This window comes from Pseudomonas sp. BP8, from assembly GCF_017875955.1.
Classification (GTDB): domain Bacteria; phylum Pseudomonadota; class Gammaproteobacteria; order Pseudomonadales; family Pseudomonadaceae; genus Aquipseudomonas.
The window spans coordinates 4,027,515-4,044,528 of record NZ_JAGINK010000001.1 but is presented as its reverse complement, the minus strand read 5'-3'; the positions used below and the strand labels follow the sequence as shown (position 1 = coordinate 4,044,528).

At 60.6% G+C, this 17,014-nt stretch carries 14 protein-coding genes; 6 read left to right on the top strand and 8 right to left on the bottom strand.

The window, feature by feature from the left end; genetic code table 11:
• Positions 1 to 194 precede the first annotated feature (194 nt).
• The 3 genes from J3B00_RS17570 (at position 195) to J3B00_RS17560 (ending at position 3,889) form a co-directional block, all read left to right on the top strand.
• Entirely contained in the window at positions 195 to 2,420 is a 2,226-nt protein-coding gene (locus tag J3B00_RS17570) for a TonB-dependent siderophore receptor (RefSeq protein WP_209869346.1), read from the top strand.
• Positions 2,421 to 2,515: 95 nt separating this feature from the next.
• Positions 2,516 to 2,866: a hypothetical protein gene (locus J3B00_RS17565; RefSeq protein WP_209869343.1), complete on the top strand. Its 351-nt coding sequence runs from the start codon at positions 2,516 to 2,518 to the stop codon at positions 2,864 to 2,866.
• A gap of 243 nt (positions 2,867 to 3,109) precedes the next feature.
• Positions 3,110 to 3,889, top strand: coding sequence for an AraC family transcriptional regulator (locus J3B00_RS17560; RefSeq protein ID WP_209869341.1), 780 nt, complete (start codon positions 3,110 to 3,112; stop codon positions 3,887 to 3,889).
• A 64-nt stretch (positions 3,890 to 3,953) separates the two neighbouring features.
• On the opposite strand, the gene J3B00_RS17555 is transcribed toward J3B00_RS17560, so the two are convergent.
• The 3 genes from J3B00_RS17555 to J3B00_RS17545 all read right to left on the bottom strand — a co-directional run bounded on the left by J3B00_RS17555 (position 3,954) and on the right by J3B00_RS17545 (position 5,532).
• Entirely contained in the window at positions 3,954 to 4,538 is a 585-nt protein-coding gene (locus J3B00_RS17555; RefSeq protein ID WP_209869339.1) for a LysE family translocator, read from the bottom strand.
• Positions 4,539 to 4,955: 417 nt separating this feature from the next.
• Positions 4,956 to 5,102, bottom strand: coding sequence for a hypothetical protein (locus J3B00_RS17550; RefSeq protein WP_209869337.1), 147 nt, complete (start codon positions 5,100 to 5,102; stop codon positions 4,956 to 4,958).
• Between the two features lie 28 nt (positions 5,103 to 5,130).
• A complete protein-coding gene (locus J3B00_RS17545) occupies positions 5,131 to 5,532 on the bottom strand; it encodes a hypothetical protein (RefSeq protein ID WP_209869335.1) in 402 nt (133 codons plus the stop codon).
• A 472-nt stretch (positions 5,533 to 6,004) separates the two neighbouring features.
• Between J3B00_RS17545 and J3B00_RS17540 the strand changes: the two genes are divergently transcribed.
• A complete protein-coding gene (locus J3B00_RS17540) occupies positions 6,005 to 7,576 on the top strand; it encodes a TerC family protein (protein ID WP_209869324.1) in 1,572 nt (523 codons plus the stop codon).
• Here J3B00_RS17540 and rarD read toward each other — a convergent pair.
• Together rarD and J3B00_RS17530 are read right to left on the bottom strand one after the other, a co-directional pair.
• Positions 7,539 to 8,426, bottom strand: coding sequence for an EamA family transporter RarD (gene rarD / locus J3B00_RS17535; RefSeq protein ID WP_209869321.1), 888 nt, complete (start codon positions 8,424 to 8,426; stop codon positions 7,539 to 7,541). The genes J3B00_RS17540 and rarD overlap by 38 nt on opposite strands.
• A gap of 33 nt (positions 8,427 to 8,459) precedes the next feature.
• Positions 8,460 to 10,037 (bottom strand): cyclic diguanylate phosphodiesterase, encoded by a 1,578-nt coding sequence (locus J3B00_RS17530; RefSeq protein ID WP_209869318.1) that lies wholly within the window; start codon positions 10,035 to 10,037, stop codon positions 8,460 to 8,462.
• Positions 10,038 to 10,343: 306 nt separating this feature from the next.
• Between J3B00_RS17530 and hppD the strand changes: the two genes are divergently transcribed.
• Positions 10,344 to 11,420 carry a 4-hydroxyphenylpyruvate dioxygenase gene (gene hppD / locus J3B00_RS17525; RefSeq protein ID WP_209869315.1) on the top strand — a complete coding sequence of 359 codons (1,077 nt, stop codon included), beginning with the start codon at positions 10,344 to 10,346 and terminating at the stop codon, positions 11,418 to 11,420.
• Positions 11,421 to 11,445: 25 nt separating this feature from the next.
• On the opposite strand, the gene J3B00_RS17520 is transcribed toward hppD, so the two are convergent.
• A complete protein-coding gene (locus J3B00_RS17520) occupies positions 11,446 to 12,240 on the bottom strand; it encodes a CSS-motif domain-containing protein (RefSeq protein WP_209869311.1) in 795 nt (264 codons plus the stop codon).
• A 132-nt stretch (positions 12,241 to 12,372) separates the two neighbouring features.
• Positions 12,373 to 13,062, bottom strand: coding sequence for a type 1 glutamine amidotransferase domain-containing protein (locus J3B00_RS17515; RefSeq protein ID WP_209869308.1), 690 nt, complete (start codon positions 13,060 to 13,062; stop codon positions 12,373 to 12,375).
• A 249-nt stretch (positions 13,063 to 13,311) separates the two neighbouring features.
• On the opposite strand from J3B00_RS17515, the gene J3B00_RS17510 reads away from it, so the two are divergent.
• Positions 13,312 to 15,342, top strand: coding sequence for a PAS domain-containing protein (locus tag J3B00_RS17510; protein ID WP_348635984.1), 2,031 nt, complete (start codon positions 13,312 to 13,314; stop codon positions 15,340 to 15,342).
• A 9-nt stretch (positions 15,343 to 15,351) separates the two neighbouring features.
• Here the strand turns inward: J3B00_RS17510 and J3B00_RS17505 are convergent, their stop codons facing one another.
• Positions 15,352 to 16,962: a response regulator gene (locus J3B00_RS17505; RefSeq protein ID WP_209869302.1), complete on the bottom strand. Its 1,611-nt coding sequence runs from the start codon at positions 16,960 to 16,962 to the stop codon at positions 15,352 to 15,354.
• Positions 16,963 to 17,014 lie beyond the last annotated feature (52 nt).

The window sequence follows — 17,014 nt, the reverse complement described above, 5'->3', positions numbered from 1 at the left end:
GCCCCCAGCAGTGCTGGCTTACATGATGAAATCCAAAGGTGACGCAAAGACCTTGAAAGGGATGGTGCTAAGACCTTGTTCAGTTATTGATTGTTAAATCGATAATTATTCTCAAAGGAGAATCGTTTTCGTATGAATGCCGGCCTTTCGGCAGCACAGGACAATCATCAAATCGAACAAGGAGTAAGGCAGCGATGTTCGCGCCACTAAGCCGTTCCATGACCCTCACCCTGGGTCTGTGCGCTACCGTCATCAGTGCGTCCAGCCAGGCCGAAGAGACCGAAGCGAGGTCTCAGGACGGGGTGCTGGAGCTAGGTTCCACCGAAGTCCTCGCCCAAGGCTTGGGCAGCACCACTGAAAACAGCGGCTCCTACACCACCGGCAGCATGAGCGCAGCCACGCGCCTGAACCTGTCGATCAAGGAAACCCCACAGTCAGTCTCGGTGCTCACCCGCCAGCAGCTCGACGACTTCCAGCTCGATACCCTGTCCGAGGCGATGGCCCGCGTCACCGGGGTGACCGTGCAACGCAACGACTCGGAGCGCCCGAGCTACTACTCGCGCGGCTATGCCATCAATAATTTCCAGATTGATGGGATGCTCAACACCTTCTCCGGGCTCAAGTCGGACTCCGACACGATCATCTATGACCGGATCGAGGTGGTACGCGGTGCCACCGGCCTGACTACCGGCGCGGGCGATCCGTCCGGCACGATTGCCATGGTGCGCAAGCGGCCGACTCATCAGCTGGCGGTCAAGACCGGGGTGAGTGCCGGCAGCTATGACAACTATCACAGCTATCTGGATGTCGGCGGCCCGCTCGGCTGGGACGGGCGCCTGCGAGGGCGGACGGTGCTGGCTTACCGGGACAGCAAGTCCTACATGAACAAGTACGCCAGCCAGCGTGAAGTGGCGTACGGCATCCTTGAAGCGGACCTGACCGACACTACCGTGCTGGCGGTGGGGTATGACTATCAGAACAAGCATGTCCAGGGCGCCACCTGGGGCACCGTGCCGTACTGGAACGCCGACGGCGGTAAGGCAAATCTGCCGCGCTCGACCAGCCTTACGGCGCCTTGGTCATCCTGGCCCCTGAAAGACCAGACCGCTTTCATCACCCTCGACCAGCAGTTGCTCAACGACTGGAAGCTCAAGGTTGCCTACACCCATCGGCAAAGTGACACCGATGGCAAGATGTATTACGGCGGCAACGGTTTCCCGGCGGCAGACGGCAGTGGCATGACAGCGTGGTCCACGCACTTTGCCGGTGAAGAGAAGATGGACGCACTCGACTTCAACGTGGCCGGGCCGTATCAACTGCTTGGCCGCAGTCACGATTTCATGATGGGCTATGGCATTGCCGAACGGCGCAATCGCTCACCCTTGTTCGCCGGCAACAACGCCCCCGCGGGCTACCTGCAGATCCCCGACTGGCAGCACCTAGGCGGCGTACCCAAGTTCAGCGACTACGACAGTGGTACCGACTCTTCGCGCAGCAGCACCAAACAGAAAGCCGGCTACATCGCCACTCGGCTCAACCCCACCGACCGCTTGCATTTCGTCCTCGGCAGTCGCTATGGCAGTTGGGAGAGCGAGAGCAAGTCCTGGCGTTACGACACCTCGATGAATGTGGTTGCGGGTACGCCGAGCAAGCAGACCCAGAATGACCAATGGACGCCTTACGCGGGCGTGCTGTATGACCTCACCGACCAGTACACCGTGTATCTCAGCTACACCGACATCTTCAACCCGCAGACGGCCAAGGATGTCAGCGACCAGTACTTGGAACCGATCGTGGGCAAGGTCTATGAGCTTGGCCTCAAAGGCAGCCTGTTCGATAACCGCGCCAACCTGACCACAGCAGTGTTTCGCAGCAAGCAGGACAACGTGCCGGAACTGGACGACTCGGTGCCGCTTGGCCCTAATGGCGAGCAGTACTACAAGTCCGGCGGTAAAGGGGTTGTGGTCGAAGGGTTCGAGGCGGAGATTGCCGGCGAGTTGCTGCCTGACTGGCAACTGAGCCTGGGCTATAGCTATACCCATGCGGCCACGGCGACCAAGCAGCGCAAGAATACCGAGCAGCCGTTGAACCTGGTGCGTTTCTCCAGCACGTACAAAGTCTTACCGCAATTGACCGTGGGCGGCAGTCTTGACTGGCAGAGCGCCACCTACGGCAGCGGCAATCGCCCGGTTGGGCGAAATGCTGACGGTGCAATCATTACAGCCAAGGACCGGATCAACCAGCAGGCCTTCGCTTTGGTCGGGCTGATGGCGCGCTATCAGGTCGACGAGCACCTGACGGCGTCATTGAACGTGAAGAACCTGTTCGACAAGCATTACTTCAACAACGTGGGTTTCTATAACGGCGTGTATCAGGGCGAACCACGCACGATGCTGCTGAGCCTGGACTGGACCTTGTAGCCGCGCGGGAATACCAGCGCTCATGTTGACTGCGCCCTGGCACTTAACGTCCAGGGCGCGGTCACAGCCCGGTATCTATTCAATCAGGAGCTGTAATGAAGAAGATTTCACTGTGTGTCGGCGCCGCCTTGCTTACCAGCCTGGTGGGTTGCGCCGCCAACGAAACCCTCGATACCAGCCGCCTGACCAAGGTCGACGAGAACCACGCCAACCTTGAAGCCAATGGCACGCGCTATACGCTTGACAGCTACATCATCCCATTCAACCAGCCGTACTTCATCAGCGTGCAGCGTGACGACGGCAAGCCGCTGAGCATTGCCGAGGCGGCGGCGGTTGCCCAGCCTTACATCGAGCCGCGTGGCTGTACGCAACCGCTGGCACGTCGTCCGGATCTGGACAAGAGCAACGCCAGCAAGACGCAGTGGATTGTTGGCGTTGAGTGCTGAGTTGCGGCCCTTTCAATGTCTTTGAACGTTCCGGCGCCCCGGCAAGGCCGTTCCCGCAAAGCCAAACCGTGCTGCTCATGAGCCGTGCGCTGTCCCCGTGGGAGCGGCCTTGTGTCGCGAAAGGGCTGCAGAGCAGCCCCGCTTTGTATTTAAATGCGCAGACGCCCCAGCGCCTGCGTTCGGTTGGTCCGCAGCAGGCACAGTTGCTGGTAGTGGTGCAGGGCGGCGAATGGGGGCAGGGTGATGATCGAAGTGTCGCGGTTCTGGCGTGATCCGGCGTTGCCCTTTGTCGAGGCTCGGCGGGTGGGTGATGGGCGCCAGGTGTGTTATGCCGCGCACTCGCATGAGAGCTTTTCTCTTGGGGTGATCACAGGCGGGCGCAGTACCTACGTCAGTGGCGCTAGCCATCGGGAAGTGGCCGCTGGTGCCACGGTGCTGATAAGACCAGGGGTAGTGCACAGCTGCAATCCGATCGAGGGTGAACCATGGTCTTACCTCATGCTGTTTGTCGACCTGCCATGGTTGCAGGGGCACGGTTTCGCGGTGCCTGAGGCAACGCTGAGTACATCGCCGACGCTCTACAGCAGATTGCTGCAGGTGTTCGGCAGTTTGTTCGATGCGCAGATGCCAGACCGTGAGGCTGCGCTGGCAGCATTCTTCCAGGCCCTGCCGGAGTATCTGGATGGCGCCGCAGTGCCAGGCATTGACGACCATCCGCGACTTGACGCCGCTGCTGCGTTTATCCGCAGCCACCGCCTTGATCCATTGACACTTGAAGACATCTGCGCTGCTGCCGGGCTGTCACGCGCTTACCTGATCAGAGCCTTCCGCCAACGCTTTGGCCTGACACCCCATAGCTACCTGATTGATCAGCGGGTCCAGCATGCGCGAGGCCAGTTGCGCCTGGGCCGAGCGATTGCCGATGTGGCGCTGGAGGCGGGGTTTGCCGATCAGGCGCATTTGCAGCGGGCATTCAAGCAGCACCTGGCCGCGACGCCTGGGCATTATCGTAAAGCTGATTGATTTAGTGGAACCCTGTAGGAGCGGGCTTGCCCCGCGAAGAGGCCGTAACAGCCAGCCGATCCCCTCAAACCAGCACCAGAAACAGCGCACTGGCAACCAACAGCCCAGCCAGCGTTCGATTGAACCAGCGCATATGCCGCGGGTTGCCCAGATACTGGCGAATCACGCTGCCGGCCCACGCCCAGCTCGCAATCGATACAAAGCAGATCGGCCCGTAGATCCAGGTGAACAACCAGAGCAATTGCTGCTCTCCACCGGTATAGGCACCCACGCCAGCTACTGCGGCCAGCCAGGCCTTGGGGTTGAGCCACTGCATGGCTGCGCCATGCCAGGCCGTAGGCGCGGGCCGCTGTCGCTCGCTGCCTAGCTCACCGTCGTCAGCGGCCAGTCGCCACGCCATGTACAGCAGAAACAGCACGCCACCCCAGTGCAACAGCCGACCGATCAGCGGCCAGCGCAAGAGCAGTTCGTGCAGGCCCAAGCCAACGATCACCAGCAGCAGGCAGAAGCCCAGGGTCGCGCCCGCGGCATGCTTGAGGCTGGCCCGCAAGCCATGCCGGGCACCGCTGCCCAGCGCAACCATATTGACCGGTCCGGGTGAAATAGAAGCCGCCAGGGCAAAGGCGGCCATGGACAATGAAAGGCTCATGGCGAGTGTCTCGTGTTGTCGAAGGTTGCCTATGTTGCTGCGCCAACGGAGCAGGGTATTGAAGAAAAATAGTTCTCCACGGATTGTGGGGGAGGTGATCTGCTGGCTGGCTTAGGAATTGTGGGCTTATCCATTTGATGTTGTGGCGCCACTGGCCTCTTCCGCCCTTACGGCCATCCCTTTCAAGGTCTTTGAAATTTGGTCTGGCTTGAGTGAGCCGGGGGCGCTGCGCACCCCTTTCGCGACACAAGGCCGCTCCCACAGGGATAGCGCATGTCTCAAGAACGGTGCGGTTCGCCCTTGTGGGAGCGGCCTTGTGTCGCGAAAGGGGTGCGTAGCGCCCCCGGCATTGCTGGCCTACATGATGAAATCCGACGTTAACGCAAAGATCTTGAAAGGGATGACCCTTACGGCGGGTCACTTTTTTTCTTGGAAAAAAGTAACCAAATCCGCCTGCTCCTGCATCCGGCCTCCTGAAGTCGCGAAGTTACGGGCGGCGTTTAGGCTGGCGTTGTTTTTGATAGTGGCATGGGTGGTGGATATTCCGGCCTCTTCGCGGGGCAAGCCCGCTCCTACAGGATTTGCGACGAATTCAAAATTTGCGCAATACCTGTAGGGGCGGCGGTGCGGCGATCCGACTTGTCCCGCGAAGAGGCCGGTACTGCCAATGCAAATCGCAGGGCGCAGCCCTGCCAGCCACACCACAAATCCGCTGGTAAATAAACAAAGCGAGAGCGCAGCGATTCGCCAGCCGTTGCCCTGGCTGTTGATCTTGATCTTGATCTTGATCTTGATCTTGATCTTGATCTTGATCTTGATCTTGATCTTGATCTTGATCTTGATCTTGATCTTGATCTTGATCTTGATCTTGATCTTGATCTTGATCTTGATCTTGATCTTGATCTTGATCTTGATCTTGATCTTGATCTTGCTCTTGATCTACAGCGACTTCAGGAGGCCGAGCGCAGGTCTTGCGTAGGGAGGTGGAGGCCATGGATGGCCGGAAAGCGCTGAGGCCCAGGATGGGCCGTACAGCGCGGTCCTCCCGGAGCAAGACCGGAGCGAGGGAACCCGTAGCGCAGCGGAGGGCCGTATGATGGAGCCGAGACCTTTTTGGTTACTTTTTGGGGCGTTTGCCAAAAAGTGACCCGCCGTAAGGGCGGAAGGGGCCAGTGGCGCCACCCCATCAAATGGATAAACACCCAATCCCCAGCCCCAGCCCCAGCCCCATCCTCCCCGCCAATCCGTGAAGAACCATAAATCCCCCCGGCTTTGCAGGCATGGCACATTGCTTACAGGTTTTGTAATAGTTTCCCGCTGTCAGAAAAACCTGCTTCGCTTGTAGGATCTGAGTCCGTAATTTCATTCAAGGTATGTATGAGCACCTTCTCGGAGCCCCCCAGTTCCTGGCCGTCCCGGCCATCCTTCCGCCGTCCCCGTGACGCCTCTGCCGTGAGTACCCGCTAATGGAATGGCTAGCCGACCCCACGGCCTGGCTGGGCCTGCTGACGCTTATCGTCCTCGAGCTGGTACTGGGCATTGATAACCTGGTGTTCATCGCCATTCTTGCCGACAAGCTGCCACCGCATCAGCGTGACCGTGCGCGGGTGATTGGTTTGAGCCTGGCGCTGATCATGCGCCTGGGCTTGCTGGCAAGCATCTCGTGGATGGTGACCCTGACCGAGCCGCTGGTCGATATCCTCGGCAAGAGCTTCTCCGGCCGCGACCTGATCATGCTGTTCGGTGGTGTGTTCCTGCTGTTCAAGGCCACGATGGAGCTGCATGAACGCCTTGAAGGGCATGTTGCGCAGACCTCCGGCACTTTGCGCCATGCTGCGTTCTGGCCCATCGTGGCGCAGATCGTCGTGCTTGATGCGGTGTTCTCCCTGGATGCGGTGATCACTGCCGTAGGCATGGTCGAGCACTTGTCGATCATGATGATCGCGGTGATCTTCTCGATTGGCATCATGATTGTTGCAAGCAAGCCGCTGACCCGGTTCGTCAATGCCCACCCGACAGTGATCATGCTGTGCCTGGGCTTCTTGATGATGATCGGCTTCAGCCTGACCGCCGAAGGCCTGGGTTTCCATATCCCCAAAGGTTATCTGTACGCGGCGATCGGCTTCTCGATTCTCATCGAATTGTTCAACCAGTTGGCCCGTGCCCGCCGCAAGCGCAGCCTGCAGGAGCATCGTCCGCTGCGTGAGCGCACCGCGCATGCGGTACTGCGCCTGCTCGGCGGGCGTCGGGTAGAAGCCGACGAGGTGGGTGAGGAGATTGCCGACATGGTCGAGGGCGGTGAGCAGCACGTGCTGTTCGACCGTCGCGAGCGGGTGATGATCAGCGGCGTATTGCACTTGGCCGAGCGGCCGATCCGCACGGTGATGACGGTGCGTACCGAGGTGGATGCGCTCGACCTGGCGCTGCCAGCCGAAAGCATTACCCAGGCGCTGGCCAACTCGCCTTACTCGCGTCTGCCGTTGATTCGTGATGGTCGCATCGAAGAACCGTTAGGCTTCGTGCACAAGAAGGAGCTGCTCAAGGAGCTGTTGGGCGGTCACCAGCCCGACCTCGAGCGCCTGGCGCACGCGCCGCTGAACCTGCTGGAAAGCTTCAGTATCCTCAACGCGCTGGAGCAGATGCGCAGCCAGTCGACGCACATCGCGTTCGTGGTCAATGAGTTCGGTGAGTTCACCGGCTTACTGACCATGACGGACATTCTCGAGTCGATTGCCGGTGAGTTACCCGACGCCAGCGAGGTCGAGGGGCCGGCGATCATCGAAGAGCACGATGGCTTTGTCGTCAATGGCGCCTTGAATCTCAGTCAGGTCCAGGCGCGGACCGGCTTCAGCGCCCGCGCCACCGAGGACTACCAGACCCTGGCAGGCCTGGTGATGAGCCTGCTCGATCGCCTGCCGGTAGTCGGCGACTGTTTGGCCTGGAACGGCTGGACCATGACCGTGATCGCCGTGGAGGAGCGTCGGGTGCGTCAGGTGCGTCTTACACCGAGTTGCGACGCTGGCGCAGCAGGTGCTTGAAGCCTTCAAGCACCAGCACCAGCACGGCCGCCCAGATCGGCAGGTAGGTCAGCCACTGGTCGGGGCCGATGGTCTCGCCCAGCAGCAGGGCGACGCCGACCAGCAGCACCGGTTCGACGTAGCTGAGCAGGCCGAACAGGCTGAACGGTAACAGCCGGCTGGCGAGTACATAGGCGATCAGGGCGCAGGCACTGATCGCCCCGAGCAGCGGAATCAAACCGTACAGCCCGGGATGCGCAGCCAGATCGGCACCTGACAGCGGGCCCTGGATCACGAAGTACAAGGCCCACGGCAGCAACAGGCACATGTCGCACCAGAGCCCACCCAGGTGATCGGTGCGGCAACGCCGGCGCAGGATGAAGTAGATCGGGTAGCCGGTCATCACCAGCAGGGTTTCCCAGGCGAAACTGCCGTTCTGCAACAGCTCGTGACCAACCCCCAGTGCTGCACAGCTGACTGCGACCTTCTGCAGTCGCGACAGGCGCTCGCCATAGACCAGCCGCCCGGTCATGACCATGGTCAGTGGCAGCAGGAAGTAGCCCATCGACACCTCCAGGCTGCGCCCGTGCAACGGCGCCCACAGGAATAGCCACAGTTGCACGCCCAGCAACCACGACGTACCGACCATGCCCAACAGCAGCAGTGGCGTCTGGCGGATCCTGGCGAACAATTCGCCGACGTGCTTCCAGTCTTTGCTCACCAGCATGAACAGGGTCAGGCAGGGCAGGGTCAGCAGGGTGCGCCAGCCAAAGATTTCCTCGCCATCGAGCGGCGTCAGGAGCGAGGTATAGAAGTACATCACGGCGAACAGACACGACGCCATGACCGATGAAACAATGCCTTTTGACACGAATGCCTCGGTTACTTGAGATGAGCGGTTGGATCAGCCGCGCATGATCTCAGGGCTCGCCTCCTGCGGCAACCGGGGTTTCCCGGCAAGGGCTTGCAGGAAGTCGTCCAGCGGCATCGGCCGGGCGAACAGATAGCCTTGCTGGAAGTCGACCTGGTGGCGCGCCAGGTAATCACGCTGGGTTTCGCTTTCCACCCCCTCGGCAACGATTCCCAGGCCGAGCTTGGCCGACAGCTCGATGATGCTGTCGAGAATGTGCTGGGACAACGCATCGCCGCCGATCATGGCCACGAAGCTCTGGTCGATCTTCAGGTAGTCGACCTTGAACTGGCGCAGGTAGTTGAGGCTCGATTGACCGGTGCCGAAATCGTCCAGGGCAATCATCACCCCCATTTCATGCAGTTTGTCGAACAACTCCAGGGCCGTCGGCGTGGCTTCGATCAGCTTGCGTTCGGTCAGTTCCAGGGTCAGCACCACCCGGCCCGGTGGGAAATGCTGGAGGAACATCCGGCAGTCATCGAGCAGGCGCAGGTCTCGGCAGTGATCCGCAGTGATGTTGACACTGATGTGAAAGCCGTCTTCGAGCAGGCTGGCGTAAGGCGCCAGGCCTTGTGCCGTACGCAGCATCAGGGCGCGGGTCATGGCGACGATCTGCCCGCTGTGCTCGGCGTAGGGGATGAACAGGTCGGGGCGTACCAGACCTTCGCGGGGGTGATTCCAGCGCATCAGCACCTCGGCACCGGCCCAGCGGTAGTCGCCCTTGCGTACCACCGGTTGGAAGTACGGCAGGAATTCATCTGCCTCCAGCGCGCGCTCGAGCTCAGCGCGCGACGACGAGGCGCGGCGGATCTGCCAGCGACTCACACCGCCCGCCAGGACGCCCAGCACGAGCAACAGGCTGAGCAGGGCAGGGTAGTGCGTACGCATCAGCTCTGCGTGTTTGCCTGGGCCATAACCGCCGGACACGCTGAACGGGTAGCGAAGCGACGCTTGTAGCACCGCTGCGCTGGCTGGCGGAAGGGGGATTCCCTGGTGGACGACGCCATCCTTGCCCATCCAGTGATCGCCGACCCTCAGTTGCAGTTGCTCATCCGGGCCGATCAGGCGCAGGGCGGTGAGCAGGTGATCACCGTCCACTGTGGTGATCGCGCTGTTCCCCCCGGCGCTGGCGCGGTAGACCAACAGGGGATGACCGGGCGTCACCGAGTTGCCATCCATCAGCCATAGACGGCCGTCGGTATAGTCAGCAGCGTTTACCGGCTCTTGGTAGTCGCCGAACAGCGAGTTGCAATAAAGGGTGTCGCGCTCGACCAGATTGGTCGAGCGCACGAAGGCATTACGGGTGACTTCACTGCGCAATGCCACCTGGATCTCTGCGCAAGGCCTCCCGGCAAGGGGCAGCAACGCTTGCGCAGCTGCAGACAGGCTGTCGAGGATCCGCTCGACGTGTTCGACCACCTGGCGCGCGGTGGCCTGACTGTTAGCCTGCAGCTCCCGGTCGATTTGCCAGTGCATGATCAGCAAACCGCACAGCATCGGCAACACGCCGATGACCCAGGGCAGCCAGGTGCGCCAGCTCCAGTGGGCGGGACGTTTAACCGAAAGCGGCATGCTGGCCTAGTCTTGTCAGAGAGAATGTCGCTGATGATAGCCGCTCGTCGGCTCAGCGCTAGAACTAATGCGCGACAAACCTATTTACGCCATATAGAATCCAGTTACGAATACAACAATAAGGTCTTCTTCGCTGGAAGATCAAACCGCCGAAAATGGATCCCTATGACATACCATGGGTTCAAGCTGATCATTGGTGCCTTCCTCGCCCGCAGCGTGCGCGGTATCCCCTGTTCGCCTCCTCGCTCGTCCGACATCCGATAGCAACTGACCACCTGTTATTACGCTGCAGATGAGGACACGAACATGGCTGATATCTTCGAAAACCCGATGGGCCTGATGGGCTTTGAGTTCATTGAGCTCGCCTCGCCGACCCCGGGTGTGCTGGAACCTGTATTGCAGATTCTCGGCTTTACCCATGTCGCTACGCACCGCTCCAAAGACGTGCACCTGTACCGTCAGGGTGACATCAACCTGATTCTCAATAACGAACCCAAGAGTATCGCCTCGTACTTTGCCGCCGAGCATGGTCCGTCGGTGTGTGGCATGGCATTCCGGGTACGTAATGCGCACGAAGCCTACGCGCGTGCCCTTGAGCTGGGCGCTCAGCCGGTGGAAATCGAAACCGGACCGATGGAACTGCGCCTGCCGGCGATCAAGGGTATTGGTGGGGCGCCGCTGTACCTGATCGACCGCCATGAAGAGGGCAGCTCGATCTATGACATCGACTTCACGTTCATCGAAGGGGTCGAGCGTCATCCGGTCGGTGCCGGCCTGAAAATCATCGATCACCTGACCCACAACGTCTACCGCGGACGTATGGCCTATTGGGCCGGCTTCTACGAGAAGCTGTTCAACTTCCGTGAGATCCGTTATTTCGACATCAAGGGTGAGTACACCGGCCTGACCTCCAAGGCCATGACCGCTCCGGACGGCATGATCCGCATCCCGCTCAACGAGGAATCGTCGAAGGGGGCGGGGCAGATCGAAGAGTTCCTCATGCAGTTCAATGGCGAGGGCATTCAGCACGTGGCGTTCCTTACCGATGACCTGCTCAAGACGTGGGACGCTCTCAAAGGGCTGGGCATGCCTTTCATGACCCCGCCGCCGCAGACCTACTATGAAATGCTCGAAGAGCGGCTGCCTGGTCATGGCGAGCCGGTCGATCAGCTGCAATCGCGTGGCATCCTCCTTGATGGCGCCTCGGACTCCGGTGACAAACGCCTGCTGCTGCAGATTTTTTCAGGAACCCTGCTTGGCCCGGTGTTCTTCGAGTTCATCCAGCGCAAGGGCGATGATGGATTCGGTGAAGGCAACTTCAAGGCATTGTTCGAGTCCATCGAGCGTGACCAGGTGCGTCGCGGCGTGCTCAGCACCGATTGAACCTCGGGCGCACCCCGCGCGCTGTCTAGGCGGCGGGGTGCCGCTGCTTGCTGCGGCCTCTAAAGATACCCCAGTAAGTAATCGCCGCAGTGAGCAGGCCTACCAAGGCTAGCGACGGCAACACCTGCAGGATCGATTGACGGGCTTCCCTGGCGGTATGTCCGTCTGCGTAGCCGACCTTGACGCTGTAGTCGTGACGGCTTGACTGCACTTCCTGGAAGAATTCCGTCTGCGAGGGTCGCTGCGCGTCGCGGCTGTCGCCCAGCGTCCAGATGAACTTGTCATCGAACTCTAGTAACAAGATCAGCTTGTCCTGAAACCCATGCAGTTCGTTGCGCAACTCGATGCCATAGCTGGTGGCAATAACGCCTGGATCGGTATTGGCGAGGCGGTATTCGACTACCACTCCATTGGGGGTCGAGGGCGAGTCGAAATTCAAGCGCAGGTTGCGGCCCGGGGCAAACTCGACGGGGTAGGGCGCAAGCATCGGCAATGTGCCGCAATATACCTGGTCACCTTCAGTCAACATCAATGAGCGGATACGTGGATCTCTAGCGGCCTGGTCGATCAGGTCGCCGCGGACCTTGTCGCATGCCGAGCCGCTGAAGCGGACGGCCTCGCTGGCGGCCGAGTGCAGGTTATCCAGGACCCGATCGATGACGAAGAGGGCTTCGTGCGCCGATACCCGAGCGTTTTCTTCAAGCTTTTTTTCCAGCTGATACATCATCACTGTCAACCCTGAAGCTACCGGTACCAGCCCGATGGCCAGAATCAGCAGCAGCTCGAGCAAGCTACGTCCCGCATGCATGAATTTCGACATCGGCTTTCAGCCCTCCGCTCCAGTACTGTCCATGGCCGGACAGCTTGCATCTGAGAGTAAGGAGAACCGAGTCTGCAGGCTGTAGGCTGTTTGCCGGTCAGAGAGGGAAAAAGTGGCCGCTGGCTGTCGAAGTCAAGCCGCCCGCTGCAAGGTTTCCAGCACCTTCTTGGCGACCAGTGCGCTGGATGCCGGGTTTTGTCCGGTGATCAAGCGGCCATCGCAGACAACGAACTCGGCCCAGGGATCGTCGTGCTTGCGGTACGTGCCGCCTTTGGCGGCCAGTTCGTTTTCGGTGAGGTAGGGCACCACCTTGTCCAGTTCCACCAGCTTTTCTTCGGTATTGGAGAAGCCAGTCACTTCACGCTCCCTGACCAACAGGGTGTTGTCGCTGAGCTTGATGTTCAGCAAGCCCACCGCTCCGTGGCAGACCGAGGCAATGACACCGCCCTTTTCATAGATGCGGCGCGCCAGGTCCTGCAGCGGCACATTGTTGGGGAAGTCCCATATCACGCCATGGCCGCCGGTGTAGTAAATGGCGCAATAGTCGTCGGCCTTGGCCTGGCCAGGACTGAGTGTGCTGCCCAGGCGGTTGAGGAACGCCTTGTCGTCATACCATTGCCAGTCCAGGTCAGGCGCCATCTCCAGGCTCTTGGGGTCGATGGGAACATAGCCGCCGTTTGGGCTGACAAAGTCGACGGTGTAGCCCTGGCCCTCTACCTCGGCGACAAAATGCACCGCTTCGCCCAACCACAGGCCCGTCGCGCGGTTGATCGTCGGGTACTTGGCGGTGTTGGTCAGCACTACCAGGATTTTCTTGCTCATGACCACGCTCCCATTGACAGCGAAGGGCCCGGGTAGCGCCGGGCGCAGAGAAAACCTCATCAGCATAGCTGTCGCGTGGGCTTACGCCATGCACAGGTAGCCAACACGTGCAGCCCTGCACAGCCTTGCTGGCTATCATTGCAGAAAGTCGTCTACAGGCAGATGATGCCTGCTGGGGCAGCAAGCCAGCTTTCTCAAGGATTGAAGTCCGTGGTCGATAAGGGTAATGAATTCGGCGCTCTCGCGCAGGTGGTCCATCTGGCGTCAGGTGAGTCCTGCGACGCCGTCAATGAGTCGATAAGTCGTTACGACTGGAGCAAGACGCAACTGGGCGCGCTCCCTCACTGGCCACCAGCGTTGCGCATCGCCGTCGACATGATGCTGCTCTCGCCATTCCCCTCTGCGCTGGTGTGGGGCACAGACCTCACGGTGATCCACAATGACGCCTACCTGAGCGTGCTGACGGGCCCTGATCCGGTCTTGGGCCGCGCATTCGACACGCTATGGAGCGATCACTGGCCGGCCATCGGGCCTTGGGTGTTCAAGGCGTTGGCGGGCAAGGCCGGCTTTGTCGACGACGCGCCGGTCAGCATCTGTTTGCCGTACGGCAGCGGCCATGCCTGGTATGCCTTCAGCTACACCCCGGTCAGGGATGACCAGGGGCAGGTGGCGGGTTTTCTGCACACTGTGATCGATACCACGGAAAGCGTTGAAACCATTGACGCCTGGAGAAAACGGGCGCTGGCCTTCGAAGAGCAGATCGCCCGCTCCCTGGCTGATCGTGATCACATCTGGCAGCTGTCGCACGATGCAATGATCGTGGTCAGCCCTGAGTTGCGTCTGCAGGCGGCCAACCCTGCCTGGTGCCGGATGCTCGGCTGGCACGAGGGGCAAACCACCGGCATGGCGATCATCGACCTGGTGCATCCAGCCGACCGGCTCGAAGTGTCCTCGGCGGCGCTGGATGTGCTGCAAGGGCGCGGCGCCGATCAGGTCGAAACGCGCTTGCGCCATCGCGATGGGCATTACCGCTGGTTCCGCTGGAGCGCGCGGCGGGAGGGCGATATGCTCACAGCCGTGGGCCGCGACATCAGCCAGGAGCGCGAGGACGCCCTGCGCCAGACCGAGACGTTGCTGCGCAACAGCCAGCGCATGGGCGCGGTGGGCCAACTGGCGGGCGGCATGGCCCACGAAATGAACAACCTGCTGTCGGGCATCGGTGGCAGCCTGGAGTTGCTGCAGTGGCGGTTAGTTCAGGGGCGTCTGGAGCGGATCGACAACTATGTGCAATTGGCGCGCGATTCGGTGCAGCGGGCCATGACCCTCACGCATCGCTTGCTGGCCTTTTCCAAGAATCAGCCACTGTCGCCCAAACCGCTGGAAATCAACCACCAATTGCTCGCTCTGGAGCCACTGTTGCTGCAGACGCTGGGCCCGGAGATGCACTTGCAATGGCAACTGGACGTTGCGCCTTGGCGAGTGCGTCTGGACCCTTGCCAGCTGGAGAATGCCCTGATCAATCTGTGCGCCAACGCCCGCGATGCCTGCGTGCCGTCGGGCACCCTGATCATTCGCAGTACCAACCAGCGCCTTACGGCTGGCGGTCCTGCCGACAAAGGCCTGCCGGCGGGCGACTACGTGACCCTGCAGTTTGATGATGACGGCCAGGGCATGACTACAGAAGATGTCGCACGGGCGTTCGAGCCGTTTTTCACCACCAAGCCCGTTGGCAGAGGTGCAGGGCTAGGGCTGTCGATGGTGTATGGCTTCGTGCACCAATCACAGGGGCATGTCTGGATCGAGTCAACCTTGGAGCAGGGCACTCGTGTCACCCTGATGTTTCCCCGCTGCCTGGAGGAGCCCGAGCAAATACCACTGGCCGAGCCTGTGCAGGCACTTGCTGCTGGGCGCGGTGGGCGGTTGTTGCTGATCGATGACGAAACCAATCTGCGCCATTTGATGAAAGAAGCGCTGGTCGACCATGGCTTTGAGGTCTGCGATGTAGCTGACGCCAACGCGGCGATGGCGCAGTTCCGGCATGGCGGTGAGTTCGACGTGGTGATCACTGATATTGGCCTGCCCGGCGGCTTTAGTGGGCGCCAGCTCGCCAAGGCCATGCGCATGCTCCAGCCGCAACAGAAGATCCTGTTCATCACCGGTTTTACCGACCAGCCTGTTGAGCAGCATCTTCTCAACGAGCCTGGTACGGCATTGATGCTCAAGCCGTTTTCCCTGAAGGTGCTGGTGGGCCAAGTGCAACAGCTGCTCACGGTGGAGTGAGAGGGTGTTCTAGCGCTTGCCGAGGATGCGCGCTACGCGTTCCTGCAGATGAGCGAGCTCGAAGGGTTTGCAAATCAGCTGCATGCCGGGTTCGAGAAAATCCTCGCGAGCCATGGCGGTTTCGGCATAGCCGGTAATGAAGAGCACGGGCAAGTCTGGCCTGAGTTTGCGGGCGATCTCCGCCAATTGCCGGCCGTTCATGCCAGGCAGGCCGACATCGCTGATCATCAAGGCGATCGGCTGCGGTGACTGCAACACCTGCAGCGCTTCGTTGGCATTGCTGGCCGTGCGACAAGACAGACCATCCTCAAGCAGCGCCTCGGACAGCAACTGACGAACGTGCCGGTCGTCTTCGACCAGCAGCACTTCGTGGCTGGCGCCGACGGCAGGCGTGGGCGCCGCAACAGCGGGCTTGGCTGGGGTGTTTTTGGGCTGGTGACGCGGCAAGTACAAATCAACCTGAGTGCCGTGCCCGCTCTCGCTGTGGAGGGTGACATGACCACGTGATTGCTTGCTGAATCCATAGACCATCGACAGCCCCAGGCCGATACCCTGGCCAACGGGCTTGGTGCTGAAAAACGGTTCGAGCGCGCGTTCCAAGGTGCTTTGCGACATGCCATGGCCAGTGTCGCTGATGCGCAGCCGCAAGTAGTCCCCGGTGTGTAGCTGCACGCCACTGACAGAGCTGCTATCAATGTGCTGATTGCTGGCCACGATGGTCAGTTTGCCACCGCTGGGCATGGCTTCGCAGGCATTGAGCAGGAGGTTGTCCAGCGCCTCCTGTAGTTGGCCACGGTCTGCTTCTACCGGCCACAAGTCCGAAGGCACGTGCAACTGCAACACCACTGAGGGACTCAAACTGGCGCGCAAGTTTTTCGGGTCGAGCATTTTGCGCAGGTTGACGCTGCGGCTCTCCAACGATTGTCTGGACGAAAACGCCAGCAGCCGATGAGTGAGTCGGGCGGCGCGGGCAACGGCTTCCTGGCCCATGTTCAATACCGTGGGGAGTTTTTCCATGCGGTCATTGCGCACGTGCCGTTCTATCAGCTCCAGGCTGCCGCCAATGCTGGTCAGCAAATTGTTGAAGTCGTGTGCGACACCGCCGGCCAGTTGCCCAATCGCTTCCATCTTGCGTGCCTGGTGCAACGCCTGGACCTCGTCGTGGCGTTGCTGAGCGTGTGTTTCCAGCTGCTGGTGCAGTTCAAGCAATTGGTCGCGGGCAACATATTGACGTCGACGCGCACGCAGCGCTGATTGGCTCAGGTTGAGCAGTTGGCTGTCGTTGAAGGGTACGTGCAGTAGTATCAGGTTGCCCAAGCGCTCTCGCGGCGGCCCGGTGGCGGCAACGTGACTGCCGCCGATGAGCACAATGGGCAGATCAGACCACTCTGGCTGGCCATCGATAAATGCCTGCAACGGTGATTGCTGGTCGTCCGACAAACTCTCCTCAGCGACGATTGCAACGCCCACACCCTCTGCCAGCCAGCCCCCCAAACACGCGATATCGCTGGTGCGCCGGCAACCAATTCCGGCGGCCGCAAGCATCTTGCTGGCGTCCTCGCCCATCCGTGCGGGGGCCAGAATCAACGCACGTTCGTCGAGGGGCAACGAAGCGGCCAAGGGGATTCTCCTGAAACAGTGGCAACAATGGGCATGGCGGGAATTACTCTGC

Coding starts and splice junctions, on each gene's coding strand:
- J3B00_RS17515 (WP_209869308.1), bottom strand. CDS start 13,062: ATGAGCAAGAAAATCCTGGTAGTGCTGACCAACACCGCCAAGTACCCG.
- J3B00_RS17570 (WP_209869346.1), top strand. CDS start 195: ATGTTCGCGCCACTAAGCCGTTCCATGACCCTCACCCTGGGTCTGTGC.
- J3B00_RS17565 (WP_209869343.1), top strand. CDS start 2,516: ATGAAGAAGATTTCACTGTGTGTCGGCGCCGCCTTGCTTACCAGCCTG.
- J3B00_RS17520 (WP_209869311.1), bottom strand. CDS start 12,240: ATGTCGAAATTCATGCATGCGGGACGTAGCTTGCTCGAGCTGCTGCTG.
- J3B00_RS17530 (WP_209869318.1), bottom strand. CDS start 10,037: ATGCCGCTTTCGGTTAAACGTCCCGCCCACTGGAGCTGGCGCACCTGG.
- J3B00_RS17540 (WP_209869324.1), top strand. CDS start 6,005: ATGGAATGGCTAGCCGACCCCACGGCCTGGCTGGGCCTGCTGACGCTT.
- J3B00_RS17555 (WP_209869339.1), bottom strand. CDS start 4,538: ATGAGCCTTTCATTGTCCATGGCCGCCTTTGCCCTGGCGGCTTCTATT.
- J3B00_RS17545 (WP_209869335.1), bottom strand. CDS start 5,532: ATGGCCTCCACCTCCCTACGCAAGACCTGCGCTCGGCCTCCTGAAGTC.
- J3B00_RS17560 (WP_209869341.1), top strand. CDS start 3,110: ATGATCGAAGTGTCGCGGTTCTGGCGTGATCCGGCGTTGCCCTTTGTC.
- hppD (WP_209869315.1), top strand. CDS start 10,344: ATGGCTGATATCTTCGAAAACCCGATGGGCCTGATGGGCTTTGAGTTC.